Below are 16,828 nucleotides of genomic sequence, written 5' to 3' on the forward strand. Positions count from 1 at the left end.
AGTTTTCAAAAGAGCCGCACTTTTATTATGCGCAGTCCACTACCGGTACCCGTGACCAAACACCCTTTACAAGGCGCCAAACGGACGTCCCTGGCGCGGAGCTGCGCATATTCCCGAGTTCGTCATAGTTCCGACCCTTTCCGATTACCCTCACGTGTGCGCCGGTGCCAAGCACCACATCCTCGCGATTGAGTCCCGTCATCTCGGACAGGCGCAGACCGGTCTGTACCGCGACCAATAGAAAGGCGTGGTCGCGCCGGCCAGACCACGTGCCTTGATCAGGCGCGGCAAGCAAGGCGTCGACTTCTGGATGCGTCAGAAAGTGAATCAGCGTACGGGTGAAGCGCTTGCTGGGGATGGCAAGCACCCGTTGGATCTGGGCGGCATGGTCTGGTGCTTCGTAAGCGGCGTAGCGAAAGAAAGAGTGAATCGCCGCGAGGCGCAGATTTCTGGTGCGAACACTAACGCCCTGGTTCTTCTCAATTTCGTCCAGGAACGCGACGATCAGAGGAGTATCGATGTCTTCGAGGTTTAGCTGCGACGGTGACTTATGCAGGCGCTGCTGCACGAACTTAAGGAATTGACGATAGGAATCGCGATAGGCACCGATGGTGTGAGGACTCGCCTGACGCTCTTGCATCAGGCGCTGCGTGAAGAACCGCTCCAGTAACGGAGCAAAGGTGGCAGCTTTATTCATGGCCGGTCCTCCCAGAGTTGTTCGAGCCGGCGCATCGCCTCGCGCATCAGTTCAGGCGAGCCGTTCAGATACCACTGGGTATCCGCGACGTGAGCATGGCCGAGGTAGGCTGACAGGATGGGCAGACGGCGCTCCGGGTCATCTCCAGACTTGTACCAGCGCACAAGTGCGTTCGTCGCGAAAACGTGTCTCATGTCGTGCAGACGCGGCCCGCGACTGTCGGATGCCCCGCGCAAACCAATCTGTCGCGACAATGAATAAAAAGTGCGATGGATCTCACCGACATCCATCCTGTTACCCCAACTGGAAACAAAGAGATAGGGGGATACCGGTCGACCCGCCCAGTGATGCTCACGCCGCGTGATGTAGTCCGCGAGCACCTTGCATGTCGAGGCATGCAAAGGAATGAGTCTGGTCTTTCCGAGCTTCGCGCCTCGGATCGTCAATATCGCCTCCGTCAGATCCACATCCTGAAGTTCGAGATTGCGCACTTCACCCAGGCGCATGCCCGTCACGCTCAACAGCCCGAACAGGCAATGATAGGTCCAGGGCAGCAGTGCACCCCGTTCATAGTGGTATGGCATCTGCAGCGCCGCCTGTAGCAGGCTACGGATCTCGGCGGCCGAGTATAGGTACGGCCGAGCCCGCTTCGGTCGAAATGGCAATAAACCCGGTGCGGGTATTTCCGTGCGGGGATCGGTAGCACTACGATATCGCGCGAACCCACGCAACCAGCTCATTCGTTGCGCCCAGCGGTCGGGCTGGACATTTGCGGGTTGCCGAGCCCAGGCGAGGGCCAACGTCTGCGTAATGTAAGAAGCTCGATGCTGTTCCATGAACGCGACGAAATCTGGTAGCGCCGTGCTCTCCTCCCTCAATTTGAATCCCAGGCTATGCCTCAGATCGAGGTAATCCTGAACAGCCTGCCGAAGCGCGTTCATCGTACACCTCCGGGCCAGGGCAACGCGAGTTCACGCAATGCTTTGATGTCGACCCGAGTGTAGATCATCGTGCTCTGTGGGTGACGATGACCCAACACCTCGCCAATCTCGCTGAGCGAAGCTCCATGGTTCAGCATCTGGGTAGCCAGTCCGTGGCGAAACTGATGGGCACCCGTTGTGGGCGCGTCGATGCCAGCGCGCTTAAGTGCACGCCGAACGACGCAGCCGAGACCACTTGGCCCACGAAAGCCGGTGATGTGCGCGCGTGCACGTAAAAATACGCGGCGACTGGCGCTCTTCGGCCGCCCATGTTGCAAGTAGGCGGCGATGGCTTTGCCGACGTCCGCAGGTAAGGGTAGCTCGATGCGTTGTCCACCCTTGGTGCGCACGCTCAGTTGACCTGCGTCCCAGTCAATATCATCGAGCTCGAGGAAGACCACCTCACTGGAGCGCAACCCCAATCGCGCGAGCACCAGCAGGATCGCGTAGTCGCGACGACCGACTGCAGTCCGTCGATCGATGCTATCCAGCAACTTCCGTGTCTGGTCTGCTGAGATTCCCCGGGGAATTGACGGCATCGACCAGTTGGCGACCACGGGCACGGCGGCAGCGAGGTCCAGCGTAATGTCGCCGCGATAGCGCAAATAGCGCAGAAAGGATCGCAGGGCAGTGGTCATAATCTTCGCCTGTTTTAAATGCAGTCGTGGCGCCTGAACTTGCACAAAGTGCACGACATCGGCCGCACGTAGTTTCGATAGCATGACCTTCCCGTCGCCGAAACGATGTTTGAGAAACTCTCGGACGAACGGCACGTAATGAATGATTGTGGCTCTGGCGAGAGCTTGAATATTGCGCAAGTACTCCTCGTACTCCTGTACACACCGCTCAGCTGGCGAAATCCGAATTGTTGCCATCTGCTCAGGCGGAACCACGCCTTCGCCACGAAGAAAATCAATAAGCTGTCTGAGCGCTGCCCGATCATCGTTGCGAGGCTGGAAATGCAGGGCACGATAGCGTAAATATCGTGTTGCGTGATCGAGGCCGATATCCCGTACTTCGACACCTCTCTGTTTAAGCCATCGACTGAAACATGCGGCGATCCGGACCTTCCGTTTCAGGGACCACACGTTGTAACCCTGCGCGCTGATGGAGTTGGCAAAGGATGATAAATGGGCTGCGAGTGGACCTTCAGGTTCTCGCGAGAGAACGACCTGATCATGAATGATGTACTTCACGACGAACTCCTTCCCCGACCTGGGGAGCGGGTGGAAGGAGCCCAGATTATCTCTATCCCGCGTTGCGCATTTGCCCGGGAATACGCGCTATCACGCGGCTACAAGACATAACCCGGAAGGGTACATAGTGCCGCTTATCTACCCAGCGATATAAGCGTCACACCACCGCCAACGCTCGGTCAGCATACCGACGAGGTGCTCGCATCGCTTTGCGGGATGCGTGCGGGCGATATCGAGGCGCTGCGCGTGCGCGCGATCGTATGAAAGAACGGCACAGCTGCAATCGCGAACCGGGCCGGCGTTCTTTGCCAGCCAGGGCGCATATCGTTGAATCGGAGAAAGTACAGCATGAACGGCGCTGAGAGTCTTGTTACCACGTTGCTGGAGTCAGGCATCGACACCTGCTTTGCCAATCCTGGAACCAGTGAGATGCACTTTGTTGCGGCACTGGATCAGATCCCGGGTATGCGTTGCGTGCTCGGCCTACAGGAAAACATCGTGACCGGCATGGCCGATGGTTACTATCGTATCGCCGGCAAGCCGGCAAGTACGCTGTTGCACTGCGGCGCGGGGCTCGCCAATGGGTGGGCCAACCTGCACAACGCTCGCCGCGCCAATAGCGGCATCGTCAATATCGTGGGCGATCAGGCGACCTATCATCACCCGTTCGATGCACCGCTCACCGCCGATACCGCTGGCCTCGCAAGTGCCGTTTCGCGCTGGGTGCGCACGAGCCGGCACGCGGCCGACGTGGGCAGGGACGCGGCGGCGGCGGTGGCCGCCGCGCGAACCGCCCCCGGACAGATCGCCACGCTCATTCTGCCTTCGGACACCTCCTGGGATGCGGGCGGCGTCGCCGCGCGCGCGATGGCCGTCCCCGCAGCGCCCGCCATCGACCCGCTTGCGGTCGAGACCGCTGCAAGTATCCTTAGGTGCAATACGAACGTGCTCATTCTGCTTGGCGGACACTGTGCGATGCCGCAAGCGCAAGCACTGGCATGGCGCATCGCCAGCGCGACGGGCGCGACGCTGAAGTACGAGTATGTGAACGGACGCGTGGCGCGCGGACGTGGACGCCTGCCGATCGAGCGTCTGCCGTACAACACCGATCAGGCCGTAAAGCTACTGGAGCCGTTCCAGCACATCATTCTGGTCAATGCGAAAGCCCCGGTCGGGTTCTTTGCGTACCCAGGCAAGCCTTCCATTCAATATTCGAGCACCGCACAGATCCACACCTTGTCGCGCGTCGATCAGGATCCCGTTTCCGCACTGCTGGCGCTCGCGGAAGCGCTGAATGCGCCGCCCGCAGACATACCCGATGCCGGTCCGCGACCCGAAGCGGGCCGGGGCACACCAACGCAGGAAGGCCTCGCGCAGACGCTGGCCGCACTGATGCCTGAGAACGCCATCGTGTCCGACGAGAGCATTTCGTTCGGACGCGGCTTTTACCGGCTCACTCATGGTGCCGCGCCGCACGACTGGCTTCAACTGACTGGGGGCGCCATCGGCGACGGCCTTCCTGTGGCGACCGGCGCGGCAGTGGCAAGCAGTGGCTCAAGGAGAGTCATCAGCCTGCAGGCGGACGGCTCGGCCATGTATTCGTTACAGTCCTTGTGGACGCAGGCCCGCGAGAAGCTGCCCTGCACGACGATCCTTCTCAGCAACCGGAAATACAACATTCTGATCGGCGAATACCAGAATGTGGGTGCCACTCCTGGCCCGACTGCGATGGGCATGCTCGATCTCTCCAATCCCGATCTCGACTGGGTCAAGCTGGCCAATGGCATGGGCGTGGAAGCAGCGCGCGCGACGACACTGGAATCTTGTGCGGACCTGATGAAGCAGAGCTTTTTGCAGAACGGTCCATTCCTGATCGAACTGATCATCTGAAAAGAGCCGGTAGCCAAAGCAATGTCACGCACGGCGCCGGATAAATGACGGAGACTTATCAACGTGAGCGATATCACGCATCTCGGCTTTCTGGGCCTCGGAAACATGGGCGCCGCGATTGCCCTGCGGCTCATTCATCCAGGCTCGACGCTGCATGTGTTCGACCCGAATCCCGAAGCAGTCAGGCCGCTGGTCGAAGCTGGCGCGACGGCGCATGCCAGCCCCCGCTTAGTGGCGGATGCGGCGTCCGTTGTCATGGCCTGTCTGCCGAACAGTGACGTGTGTGAACGCGTGCTGTTCGGGCAGGATGCCGTGGCTGCGGGCAGGAGAGTGCAAACATATATCGAGATGTCCACGCTGGGGCCGACTGTGGTCTCGTCGAATACGAAGCGGCTCGCTGCCTCGAACATCGTGACCATCGATGCACCAGTCAGCGGCGGCCCCGCTGCGGCGCGGGCGGGCACCTTGTCCATCATGCTGTCGGGCAACGACGATGTCGTTGCCACCGCGATGCCATGGCTCACACTCATCGCAAAGAAGATCTGCAGACTTGGCGAACAGCCCGGCCAGGCCCAGGCAATGAAGCTAGTGAACAACATCATGCTCGCAGCCAATATGGTCGTGGCTTCTGAGGCGCTTACCATCGGCGCAAAGGCAGGACTCGACGCGGACGCCATGATCGAGGTGATCCGGTCGAGCACCGGGAACAGCGCGGCCGCGGATATCCTCGCCCGCTTCGCCATCTGCGGTGCATTTGACTTTGGTGCGCACATGTCGATCGTGGCAAAGGACGTGGAGCTCGCCATTGACGAAGCGAGAGCACTCGACGTGCCGGTGCCCGTGCTGAACGAAGCGCGAGATCTCTGGCATGTCGCAATCGAACAGGGCCGGGGACGCGACGACTTCACGTCCATCCTCAAAATCGTGGAATCACGCGGCGGCGTAGTGGTTCGTGGCGTACCACGACAATAACCCGCCGCGAGATTTCCCTACCCCGCCAACAGTTTCACACAACGGAGCAAATCATGAATTCCGTCGACAGCGATAAAGCCGCTTCTCCTGCGACAGCCAGCGATAGCGCCGAGCTGATTGCAAAACTTGCCTACGCCACCCCGGAGACCGCACCGCTGGTGCCGGGGCGCCGCGAATTTTTCAAATACCGCGATCTTGGCGTCACCGATGCCACGGACGGGCGCATGCGCGCGCAGCTCACTATTGCCACGGGCGACATGCAGCAGACCGGATGGCATTACCACTTGTGCGAGTCCCAATTCATCTTCACGTTGCGAGGGTGGGTGGATCTCCTGATTGAGGATGGCCGGAAGATTCGCGTGAGCGCAGGCGAATCGCTGCTTATTCCGGGTGGGCTCAAGCATAACGAGATCGCCATCTCGCAAGACTTTGAGCTTCTCGAAGTGTCCGTGCCGGCCCCCGGTGTCACAATAGTTGTCGCCTCTGAATTTTCTTAAATTGAAGAGTCAGAGGTGCAGGTTGAAGGCGAAACAAACGTATTCTGTCGAGTTCAAAGAGCAAGCGCTGTCGAAAGTTTTGCAGCGCGGGAGCCGCACGGTTGGATCGGTGGCCGACGAATTGAACATGAATTTACTGACATTAAGGAAGTGGATGAGAGGTAGCGCCGCTGCGGGTCGGAGCTCAGGCTCCGGACTAGCAAAACGTCCAGAAGACTGGTCGCCGGAAGAACGGCTGCTGGCTTTGCATGAGAGCCACGGCCTGGTCGACGAAGCACTGAACGCGTGGTGTCGTGAGCGGGGGCTGTTCGCTCATCATCTCACGCAGTGGCGCATGGATTTTTGCGCCGTCGGCGGGACCGGCGGTCGGCGTGAGAACGGCCAGGAAGTACGGGATCTGAAGCAAGCCAATGTCCAATTACAGCGCGAATTGAACCGCAAGGAGAAAGCGCTGGCGGAGGCGGCGGCGCTGTTGGTGCTGCAAAAAAAGTATCGTGCGCTGTTCGAGGGCGAGGCCGAATGACAGCCCTTGAAGAGCGCAAGACATTGATCGGCCTGATCAGCGAGGCGACCCTGGCGGGGGCTCGCCAGGCGCCCGCGTGTGAGATGCTGGGGCTGAGCGCACGGACGGTTCAGCGTTGGCAAGGTGGCGAACCTGACGCGGTGGACGGGCGCTCGTTACGACACCATGAGCCATCTCACAAGCTGAGCGCCGAGGAACGCACCGAGCTGCTGGCAGTTGCGAACTCGGCCGAGTTTGGTCATTTGCCGCCGAGCCAGATCGTGCCTCGGCTGGCTGACCAGCAACGCTATATCGCCTCGGAGTCGACGTTCTATCGGGTGCTGAAAGCCGAGAAGCAGCTTGCCCATCGGCGCAGTGAACGGCCGGTCAAATCATGCGGCAAACCACGAGCGGTTCGCGCGGACGCGCCGAATCAGCTTTACAGTTGGGACATCACGTACTTGCCGGCGACGATCCGCGGGCAGTACTTTTATCTGTATCTGTTTATGGACGTGTTCAGCCGCAAGATCGTCGGCTGGCAGGTCTACGCCGAAGAGAGTAGCGCCCAGGCCAGCGAGGTGCTCAAGGATCTATGCGCGCGTGAGGCGATACAGCCCAACCAGGTAATTTTGCACTCCGACAACGGCGGCCCAATGAAGGGCGCCACGATGCTTGCCACCTTGCAGGCCTTGGGCGTGATGCCGTCGTTGAGTCGCCCCGGCGTGAGCAACGACAACCCCTATTCGGAATCGTTGTTCAAAACGCTGAAGTACCGGCCCGCTTATCCGTTAGAGGCATTCGATACCCTGTTCGCCGCCCGCACCTGGGTTGCAGAACTGGTGCGCTGGTACAACCACGAACACCGCCACAGTGCGATCCGTTTCGTGACGCCGGCCCAGCGCCATGCGAATCTTGATCAGGACATCCTCGAGCGCCGCAAGGCGCTCTACGAGGGTGCGCGCGAACGTCATCCGCTACGATGGAAAGGTGCCACGCGGGACTGGCAGCGCGTTCATGTCGTGCATCTGAATCCCGATCGTGCTGAGCCGACGGTCAACATTCGACGACCCCGTAACCAGGAATTAAAAGCAGCCTGAATTCAAAACGTCGAGGCGACAACTAGCTGGAAAACTTCCGCCGGCGAAGATGGGCACGGTAGCCTGCGACCCGCCCGAGGCCTTCGCTTCCCAACCGTAATGGATTCGTGGATGCATGCCAACATGAGCCGACATTGAACGACATATCGAACGCAGAGGAACTTCAAATGACCAAGGGCTACATCTTTGCCGAAGTTAATATTCGCTCCGCCAACTCGGAGTGGAGCGAATACAGCAGCAAGGTACAAGCAACGCTCGATGCATACGGCGGTGTATTCCTGATCCGCGGCGGCACGCAAAACGTGCTGGAAGGAACGGCGAATGGTGCCACTATCGTCGTACTCGAATTCGAAAGCTCCCAACGCGCGGAAGAATGGTATGCATCGACTGCTTATCAGGACATCCTGCCGCTAAGACTGCGTAATGCAGATGCGCGAGTCATGTGTCTCTCCGGCAGCAACTGAACGCATACGAAGGTTGCGTCCGTTCTATCAACGGACGGAACTCATTGCACACATCGCCGGAGGCAGAATGATCGAAACGAAAGGTCGACTCGCAGGAAAGGTGGCGTTCATCACGGGCGCGGGCGCCGGTATTGGACGGGTCGCGGCCGAGCGGTTCGCACTTGAGGGCGCGGCAGTCATCATTGCGGAATTCGACGCAGACAGCGGTGAAGCCGTTACCGAAGCGATCCTCGGACACGGCGGCACGGCGAAGTTCGTTCGGACCGACGTCACGAACGAAAATAGCGTGCGTGAGGCCATCAAGTCGGCAGTTGAATTCGGCGGCAAGATCGACGTGCTTTATAACAACGCAGGTGGATCGAGCAGGATCGACGCACGTGTCACCGATTGCCCGGCCGACGAGTTCTGGCGAGCGGTCAAACTCGATCTTTTCGGCACCTGGATAGCATGCAAGTATGGGATCGCGGCCATGCTTGAGAGCGGTGGAGGTTCGGTCATCAATAGCTGCTCCGTGTTTGCACTCGTCGGCACGCGAGGAAAAGACGCGTATACGGCCACTAAGGGCGGCATCGCATCGCTTACACGTTCGATGGCCGTCGAGTACGCGCCCCATCGCATCCGCGTCAATGCGCTCGCCCCGGCGGTAACGACGACCAGACGCGTGCTCGGTCTCATCGAAACGCAACCGGAGGTGATGAACAAGACGAGCGAGCGTCAATTGCTCGGCCTCGTCGAGCCAGAGGAAGTGGCGATGACCGCCCTGTTCCTGGCATCGGACGAATCGAGGAAGACGACAGGCCAGATCTTCGCAATCGATGGCGGTTTTTCGATTTCATGACGGGCACGAAGATCGACAGTGCCTGTGCCGTGGAGGTGTTGCTCGCGAACGTGCGTGTCGATGCCAACGCGGTACCCGGAAACCGAAGCGCCTGATCGCGCCACGGATTACGACATCGTCGCGCCGACTCGAAGGTGCTCGGTGCGATGGATGTCCGGAAAGGGCACGCGCTCGACTACCTGCTCGCGACCGAAATGAATTTCGATGTGATGATGAGCATTTCGACTGCTCACCGCACAAGCAGCGAGACTCCAGCGCGTATGCCTAGAACGCAGATCGTCTAACGTAATACTTTGCGGTTATAAATTTGCATACCTAATTATTAATCTAACAAATACGTGTTGAGGAATTCGAAAATGTAACAGTTAGTTTGAGAATTGAAACCGAAAAAAGTAGTCAAGATCGGAGACCGGTATGGCCTTGGTAATTGTTCTGTTTTCTCTGGCGTTTCTCATGCTCGCGGCATATCGCGGCTACAGCGTCATTCTTTTTGCTCCGATCGCAGCGCTCGGCGCCGTCTTCCTCACGGAACCCGCAGCCGTCGCGCCGGTGTTCTCGGGCATCTTCATGGAAAAGATGGTTGGTTTCGTGAAGCTCTACTTCCCGGTGTTTCTGCTTGGCGCGCTATTCGGAAAGGTGATCGAAATATCGGGATTTGCCGCAGCCATCGTTGCTGCCGCCATTCGATATATCGGTCGTTCGCGTGCAAACGTCGTGATTATCACGGTTTGCGCGTTGCTGACTTACGGCGGGGTATCGGTATTCGTTGTCGTGTTTGCGGTTTATCCATTCGCTGCAGAACTCTATCGGCAGAGCAATATTCCGAAGCGGTTAATGCCAGGCGTTATCGCGCTCGGTGCGTTCTGCTTCACCATGGACGCGCTCCCAGGCACGCCGCAGATTCAAAACATCATCCCGTCCACCTTTTTCAGGACTACGGGTTGGGCCGCACCTGCGCTTGGAGTGAGCGGTTCAGTATTCATGCTCGTCATCGGATTGATCTATGTCGAGTGGCGTCGAAAGAGCGCGATGGCAAAGGGCGAAGGGTACGGCACGTCACTCGTTAACGAGCCAGAGCGCCTGGCAGAGAACATGTTGCCCAACCCGGTGCTGGCGATCATGCCGCTGATCCTGGTCGGCGTCTCGAACTACTGCTTCACGAAGTGGATTCCGCACTGGTATGGACCTTCGTACACCGTGGCACCGGAGGTGCTGCCAGGCGTGCATGGTCAGGTTACGACGTCGATCAAGGCGGTTACCGCGATCTGGGCCGTCGAGGCTGCATTGATTCTCGGCATCGCGCTCGTGGTGTTGACAGCTTTCAGGCGGGTCTCCGCCACTATCGCCGATGGCACGCGCGCTGCCGCAGGCGGCGCATTGTTGGCCGCAATGAATACGGCGTCGGAATATGGTTTCGGTGCGGTAATCGCCGCGTTGCCGGGTTTCATGGTCGTAAGCGACGCACTCAAGACAATACCTAACCCACTTGTCAATGCCGCGGTGTCGGTGGGCACGCTGGCAGGCATCACGGGTTCGGCCTCTGGCGGTATGAGTATCGCGCTTGCCGCGACATCCGATTTGTTGATCAGGAATGCCCACGCCGCGCATATACCGTTGGATGTCCTGCATCGCGTCGTCGCGATGGCGAGTGGCGGCATGGACACGCTGCCGCACAACGGCGCCGTCATCACGTTGCTGGCGGTGACCGGGCTGACGCATCGTCAGTCGTATCGGGAGATTTTCGCCATCACCCTCATCAAGACGATGGCCGTGGCATTCGTCATCTCCGTGTATTACCTCACTGGGTGGGTTTGAAAACTGTTTTGCAGTCTCGTCTCAACCAGCAGTGTCCCTAAAAAACAAAGACTTTATTGGAGATCTTCATATGCGGAAGCTTCCTCTTGCCTGTGCCTTTTTGTGCTCGGTCAGTGGCGTCGCACATTCACAAAGCAACGTATTGCTGTATGGCATCCTTGATGAAGGAGTGCAATTCAACAGCAATGCAGGAGGAAATCGTCAATATTACCTGGCGAGCGGCGAATTGAATGGCAGCCGTTGGGGCATGCGAGGGAACGAGGATCTGGGCGGTGGCCTGAAAGCGATGTTCGTGCTCGAAAACGGCTTCGATGAGAATACCGGAAAACTGGGTCAGGGTGGACTCGAGTTTGGTCGACAAGCTTATGTCGGATTGTCGAACAGTCTTGGTACCGTCACGCTCGGTCGCCAGTACGATTCAGTGGTCGATTTCGTCGGGATTCTTGAAGCAGGCGATCAGTGGGCAGGATACCTCGGCGCGCATCCGGCGGACAATGACAATTTCAACAATACTAACCGCGTCAACAACGCGGTCAAATTCACGAGCAGGGGCCTGGGTGGATTGACCTTCGGGGGCATGTACAGCCTCGGCGGTCTTGCCGGAGACCCGACACGCAATCAGATATGGTCGTTCGGCGCCGGCTATACGAGCGGTCCGCTGGTTCTGGGCGCGGCATATCTCAACGTACGAAATCCGAACGTATCGTTCTATGGGTCCGGCGGCACCGTAGCGGCCACGAGTGGAGGCGTTCCGGGCTCGAACTTCGGCAACTCGCCTGTTATCTCCGGCTATGCGTCAGCGCATGTGCTACAGGTGATCGGCGCGGGGGCGGCATACACGTTTGGGGCATCCACGCTCGGCGCACTGTATTCCAATACCCGCTTCAAGGGACTGGGCGATGTATCGTCCGGGCCGGTTCCAGTGAGAGGCGTAAGCGGCAGCGCGACGCTGAACAACGTGGAGTTGAACTTCAAATACCAGTTCACGCCTGCGCTGCTCGTGGGTGCCGAGTATGTGTACACGAAAGGAAGCGGCCCTAACGGAGTGGGTGACGCCTCGTATCACCAAGGTGCTCTGGGCATCGATTACTTCCTTTCCAAACGAACCGATATCTATGCGGTGGTCGCGTTCCAGAAGGCAAGCGGGACAGATTCCAGCGGGAAACTGGCAGTCGCGTCTCTCAGCCAGATCACTCCATCCAGTACGGACAAGCAAACTGCGTTACGTTTTGCCATACGTCACAAGTTCTGATTCGAAGCGGCGGCCAATGCGGCCCGTCCGCGCTTTGTTTCATAAAACGGTCCCAGCAATCAGCACCTCGAACTGTGACTCGGGGGACGAATTCGCGATTCATCAGGGAGGAGTTGATGCTCGATGCAGCGGCAGGACTGGTCGGTGTCTTGCGGTCAACAGCCGTATCAAAGTCCGTCAACGAACCTCGGCTAAGGCTGATCTGCCCCTCCGAGATAAACCTGCAGGGCAGGCACTATCCCCGGGCTGCTTCATTCTGGCAGCGCGCCGGTGTCCGGAAGACTGCGTCACGGCTCAATTGAGTAAGAGGTACCGAGGGTTGTTTCAGTCGGGCAATGTGGGCAGCTAGCCATAACGGGCTTAGTAGCGCGGGTTCGGATTGATAGATGAGAGTCGCCCGTTCCGTATGTCAGGTTCGCGCCTGCCTCCGACTACCAGCATGGAGAATCTTGACTGGACGGCTGGTTCGCTGACCTCTTCCGTGCAGGTCGTGATAATCGCGTTTGTCAAAGAAAACTTGACGGTATGTCAATTCTCCATGTGATTGTTAAATGTGCTTATCCCCCCGAGAATGTAGTCACAGCCTCGGGGCATCCACAATTTCAATCTCCAGATGGAACTGAGTCATGGATCTGACATTCACTGCAGAGGAAGAGGCGTTTCGCGCTGAAGTCTCGAAGTGCGGCCCATCATCACGCTCGACGGCGAGCATGAAGTCAACGAGGTGTTCTTCACCGATGTGCGCGTGCCTGTCGAGAACCTCGTCGGCGAGGAAAACAGGGGCTGGACGCACGCGAAGTATCTGCTGACCTATGAGCGGACCAACATTGCAGGTGTCGGCTTCTCGGTCGCGGCGCTGCGTCGCCTGAAGGCGGTCGCAAGCAAGGTCCAGCGCAATGGCCGCGCTCTCATCGCAGACCCGTTGTTCGCAGCGCGGCCAGCGCGCGTCGAGATCGACCTCGAAAACATGAAAACGACGAACCTGCGCGTGATCGCGGCCGTGGTAGGCGGAGGCGTGCCGGGCGCAGAGAGTTCGATGCTCAAGATTCGCGGCACGGAGATTCGCCAGGAGATTTCGTCGCTGATGCGCCGCGCGATGGGGCCGTATGCGCAACCGCTCGTCGAAGAGGCGCTTGACGGCGCCGACGATGTCGATGGGTCGAGCGCGGCGCCCCAGTACTTCAACAATCGCAAGCTGTCAATTTTTGGTGGCTCCAACGAAATTCAGAAGAACATCATCTCCAAGATGATCCTCGGGCTCTAAAGGATTCGTACCATGAATTTTCAGCACACGGAAGATCGGCGGATGCTTGCGGATTCGCTCAACCGTTTCATCGCGGATCAGTATCCATTCAATGTGCGCGACCACATCGCGCAATCGGAAGAGGGTTTCAGCCTCGACATGTGGAAGCGGTTCTGCGAACTCGGCATCGTCGGCGCATTCTTCGATGAGTCCGTCGGCGGCTTCGGCGGCGATGGCGTCGATATCGCCGTCGTGTTCGAGGCGCTTGGGCGCGGACTCGTGGTCGAGCCATTTCTGGATGTGTTGATCGTCGGACGGGCGCTTGCTCGCGCAGGCAATCAGGTTCAGCGCGGTATCGTCGCGAAGCTGATCGACGGGGACACCATCGCTGCCTTGGCACACGACGAGCCAGGCTCCCACTATGAGCCGGCGCGTGTTGCGACGCGTGCCGTGCGCAACGATAAGGGTTGGGTGCTGAGTGGCGCGAAAGGTGTCGTGCATCAGGCAGAACAGGCAGATGTGCTGCTCGTGTCGGCACGTACGTCGGGTGGAGAGCACGACGAAGCGGGCATTTCCCTCTTCGTGGTACCGCGGGTTGCCAGGGGCGTGGAGGTGCGCGGCTACCGGAAGATCGATGGTGGACGGGCGGCGGAGGTGGCGCTCAATGACGTCGCGCTCGACGCCGTCGCGCTCGTCGGCGAAGAGGGAACCGGACTCGCGACGCTCACGCTGGCAATTGGTTATGGACTTGTTGCGCTCGCATCGGAAGCGGTCGGCGCGATGGACGTCGCGAAGGAGCACACGCTCGACTATCTGCGCACGCGAAAGCAGTTCGGCGCCCCAATCGGCACGTTTCAGGCATTGCAGCATCGTATGGCCGATTTGTCGCTCGATATCGAACAGGCGCGTTCTGCAGCGATCAACGCGGCGGCTGCCGTGGCTGCCGAAGGCGTCGATCGCGAACGGACATTGTCGGCGGCAAAATACTCAATCGGTCGCATCGGCGCGCGCGTCGCGGAAGAATCGATCCAGCTGCACGGTGGGATCGGCATGACGTGGGAACTGCCGCTTTCGCACTACGCGAAGCGTCTTGTGATGATCGACCATCAGCTCGGCGATGAAGATCATCATCTCGCGCGATATATCGAGATGGGTTCGGCTATGGCGGCCTGAGTGTCGGTCGTGCCAATAAAAGGAAACCAGATATGAAGATTCTTGTACCAGTCAAGAGAGTGGTTGACTATAACGTGAAAGTCCGCGTGAAATCGGACGGCACGGGCGTCGACATCGCGAACGTGAAGATGTCGATGAATCCGTTCGACGAAATCGCGGTTGAAGAAGCCGTGCGCCTGAAAGAAGCGGGCGTGGCGACCGAAGTGATCGCCGTGTCGGCGGGTGTGACGCAATCGCAGGAAACGCTGCGCACGGCGCTGGCGATCGGTGCGGACCGCGCGATCCTGATCGAGTCTTCGGAAGAACTGCAGCCGCTGGCGGTGGCCAAGCTGCTCAAGGCGCTGGTCGACAAGGAACAGCCGCAGTTGATCATCCTCGGCAAGCAGGCTATCGACGACGATTCGAACCAGACCGGGCAGATGCTGGCCGCCCTGGCAAACCTGCCGCAAGCGACGTTCGCATCGAAAGTGGTCGTGGCCGACGGTAAAGCCACTGTGTCGCGCGAAGTGGACGGCGGTGCCGAGACGCTGTCGCTCATGCTGCCTGCAGTGGTGACGACCGACCTGCGCCTGAACGAGCCGCGCTACGTGACGCTGCCGAACATCATGAAGGCGAAGAAGAAGCCGCTGGAAATCGTCAAGCCGGAAGACCTCGGTGTCGATGTCACGCCGCGCCTGAAGACGCTGAAGGTTGTCGAGCCGCCGAAGCGCTCCGCTGGTGTGAAGGTTGCCGACGTGAAGACGCTGGTCGAGAAACTCAAGACGGAAGCCAAGGTGCTGTGAATTTTCGGGCACACGGAGACGAATGAAATGACGATTCTGGTAATTGCTGAACACGACAACGCGGCGCTGAAGGCAGCGACGCTGAATACGGTTGCTGCTGCACAGAAGATCGGCGGTGACGTGCACGTGCTGGTGGCTGGCCACAATGCGCAAGGCGCGGCTGAAGCGGCTGCGAAGGTGGCAGGTGTATCGAAGGTACTATTCGCCGACGCGCTGCAGCTGGCCGAAGACCTCGCGGAAAACGTCGAAGCTACGGCACTGAATATCGCGAAGAATTACTCGCACATCCTCGCGCCGGCGACGGCTTACGGCAAGAACATCGCGCCGCGCATTGCAGCAAAGCTCGACGTCGCACAGATCAGCGAGATTACCGCCGTGATCAGCGCCGACACGTTCGAACGCCCGATCTACGCAGGCAACGCAATCGCGACGGTTCAGTCACACGACGCGATCAAGGTCATCACCGTGCGCGCGACAGGTTTCGATCCCGCTGCCGGGGAAGGTGGCAGCGCAACAGTTGAAAAAATCGAAGCAGCACCCGATGCAGGCATTTCGCAGTTCGTGAGCCGAGAAGTGACGAAGCTCGACCGTCCGGAACTGACGTCGGCGAACATCATCGTATCGGGCGGTCGTGGGCTCAGCAGCGGCGAGAACTACACGAAGGTTCTCGAACCGCTAGCCGACAAACTGCAAGCCGCGCTAGGCGCCTCACGCGCAGCCGTCGATGCTGGCTTCGTACCGAACGACTATCAGGTCGGTCAGACGGGCAAGATCGTCGCGCCGCAACTCTATATCGCCGTCGGCATTTCAGGCGCGATCCAGCATCTGGCCGGCATGAAAGACTCGAAAGTGATCGTCGCAATCAACAAGGACGAAGAAGCGCCGATCTTCAGCATCGCGGATTACGGCCTCGTTGGCGATCTGTTCACCGCCGTTCCCGAGCTCGCCAACGCACTAGCCTGAGATGCAAAAATCCATGCTGGCGATAACCCGCGACAACGTTCGGAGCGAAGCCGCCAAGCTCGCCGATAAAGAAGACGCCACGCTCTGGCGCTGGTTCTCCGAACTGTCAACTGGTTGCGAGTTTTGACGCTGATTTCGTAGAGGGCGCTCGAAATCCTGAGGCGCAAATCGATGTCGGGTACGGCACGCTGAAGATGCGACGACATGTTTCGTTATGCGAAGATGAAGGTATCGACAGGTCGAGCACAATCGCGACGCTGAGCCGGGCGCCGACGGTGCTACGCTAAGCCAGAAATTGAGATCAGTTTTGGCAGTAGTGCCGCAGATTGATCATCGTATAGGCGAGTGTCTTTAACGCGTAGTGCACGTCACTGATGCGTTCGAAGCGCAGCAGCAGACGACGGAACTTATCTTCCCATGCAAAGACGCGTTCGATGGTCCTGAAGCGCTCATCGAAGATCGCCGGA

Annotated in this window: 14 protein-coding genes and 2 pseudogenes; 13 read left to right on the forward strand and 3 right to left on the reverse strand. The window is 59.0% G+C overall.

All coding sequences use genetic code 11. From position 1 onward, the window contains the following. Positions 1-25 precede the first annotated feature (25 nt). The 3 genes from HF916_RS09585 to HF916_RS09595 are packed head-to-tail and all read right to left on the reverse strand — an operon-like array spanning position 26 to position 2,873. Positions 26-697, reverse strand: a complete 672-nt coding sequence (locus tag HF916_RS09585; protein WP_168788651.1) for a tyrosine-type recombinase/integrase — start codon at positions 695-697, stop codon at positions 26-28. After that, a complete protein-coding gene (locus tag HF916_RS09590; protein WP_168787615.1) occupies positions 694-1,638 on the reverse strand; it encodes a tyrosine-type recombinase/integrase in 945 nt (314 codons plus the stop codon). Before HF916_RS09590 ends, HF916_RS09585 begins: the two co-directional genes overlap by 4 nt. Then, a complete protein-coding gene (locus HF916_RS09595) occupies positions 1,635-2,873 on the reverse strand; it encodes a site-specific integrase (protein WP_168787614.1) in 1,239 nt (412 codons plus the stop codon). Before HF916_RS09595 ends, HF916_RS09590 begins: the two co-directional genes overlap by 4 nt. A gap of 348 nt (positions 2,874-3,221) precedes the next feature. Here HF916_RS09595 and HF916_RS09600 point away from each other — a divergent pair, with 348 nt between their 5' ends. The 13 genes and pseudogenes from HF916_RS09600 to HF916_RS51445 all read left to right on the forward strand — a co-directional run bounded on the left by HF916_RS09600 (position 3,222) and on the right by HF916_RS51445 (position 16,488). Beyond that, a complete protein-coding gene (locus HF916_RS09600; protein ID WP_168788652.1) occupies positions 3,222-4,763 on the forward strand; it encodes an acetolactate synthase large subunit in 1,542 nt (513 codons plus the stop codon). A 105-nt stretch (positions 4,764-4,868) separates the two neighbouring features. After that, positions 4,869-5,735, forward strand: coding sequence for an NAD(P)-dependent oxidoreductase (locus HF916_RS09605; RefSeq protein WP_240975207.1), 867 nt, complete (start codon positions 4,869-4,871; stop codon positions 5,733-5,735). Between the two features lie 53 nt (positions 5,736-5,788). Beyond that, positions 5,789-6,232, forward strand: a complete 444-nt coding sequence (locus HF916_RS09610) for a cupin domain-containing protein (RefSeq protein ID WP_168788654.1) — start codon at positions 5,789-5,791, stop codon at positions 6,230-6,232. Positions 6,233-6,254: 22 nt separating this feature from the next. Next, positions 6,255-7,831: pseudogene (locus HF916_RS09615) on the forward strand (IS3 family transposase). Positions 7,832-7,998: 167 nt separating this feature from the next. Beyond that, entirely contained in the window at positions 7,999-8,295 is a 297-nt protein-coding gene (locus HF916_RS09620) for a DUF1330 domain-containing protein (protein ID WP_168788655.1), read from the forward strand. A 67-nt stretch (positions 8,296-8,362) separates the two neighbouring features. Further along, a complete protein-coding gene (locus tag HF916_RS09625) occupies positions 8,363-9,133 on the forward strand; it encodes an SDR family NAD(P)-dependent oxidoreductase (protein WP_168788656.1) in 771 nt (256 codons plus the stop codon). Between the two features lie 414 nt (positions 9,134-9,547). Beyond that, positions 9,548-10,948 (forward strand): GntP family permease, encoded by a 1,401-nt coding sequence (locus HF916_RS09630; RefSeq protein WP_168788657.1) that lies wholly within the window; start codon positions 9,548-9,550, stop codon positions 10,946-10,948. Positions 10,949-11,018: 70 nt separating this feature from the next. Then, positions 11,019-12,200, forward strand: a complete 1,182-nt coding sequence (locus HF916_RS09635; protein WP_168788658.1) for a porin — start codon at positions 11,019-11,021, stop codon at positions 12,198-12,200. Positions 12,201-12,873: 673 nt separating this feature from the next. Next, positions 12,874-13,464: pseudogene (locus HF916_RS09640) on the forward strand (acyl-CoA dehydrogenase family protein); the annotation flags it as partial. Between the two features lie 12 nt (positions 13,465-13,476). Then, entirely contained in the window at positions 13,477-14,616 is a 1,140-nt protein-coding gene (locus tag HF916_RS09645) for an acyl-CoA dehydrogenase family protein (protein WP_168788659.1), read from the forward strand. Positions 14,617-14,648: 32 nt separating this feature from the next. Next, positions 14,649-15,398 (forward strand): electron transfer flavoprotein subunit beta/FixA family protein, encoded by a 750-nt coding sequence (locus tag HF916_RS09650; protein ID WP_168788660.1) that lies wholly within the window; start codon positions 14,649-14,651, stop codon positions 15,396-15,398. 27 nt (positions 15,399-15,425) lie between these two features. Continuing rightward, positions 15,426-16,361, forward strand: coding sequence for an electron transfer flavoprotein subunit alpha/FixB family protein (locus tag HF916_RS09655; RefSeq protein ID WP_168788661.1), 936 nt, complete (start codon positions 15,426-15,428; stop codon positions 16,359-16,361). Between the two features lies 1 nt (position 16,362). Continuing rightward, positions 16,363-16,488, forward strand: coding sequence for a hypothetical protein (locus tag HF916_RS51445; RefSeq protein ID WP_277352256.1), 126 nt, complete (start codon positions 16,363-16,365; stop codon positions 16,486-16,488). Positions 16,489-16,828: the final 340 nt, after the last annotated feature.

The organism is Paraburkholderia aromaticivorans (assembly GCF_012689525.1).
Classification (GTDB): domain Bacteria; phylum Pseudomonadota; class Gammaproteobacteria; order Burkholderiales; family Burkholderiaceae; genus Paraburkholderia; species Paraburkholderia aromaticivorans_A.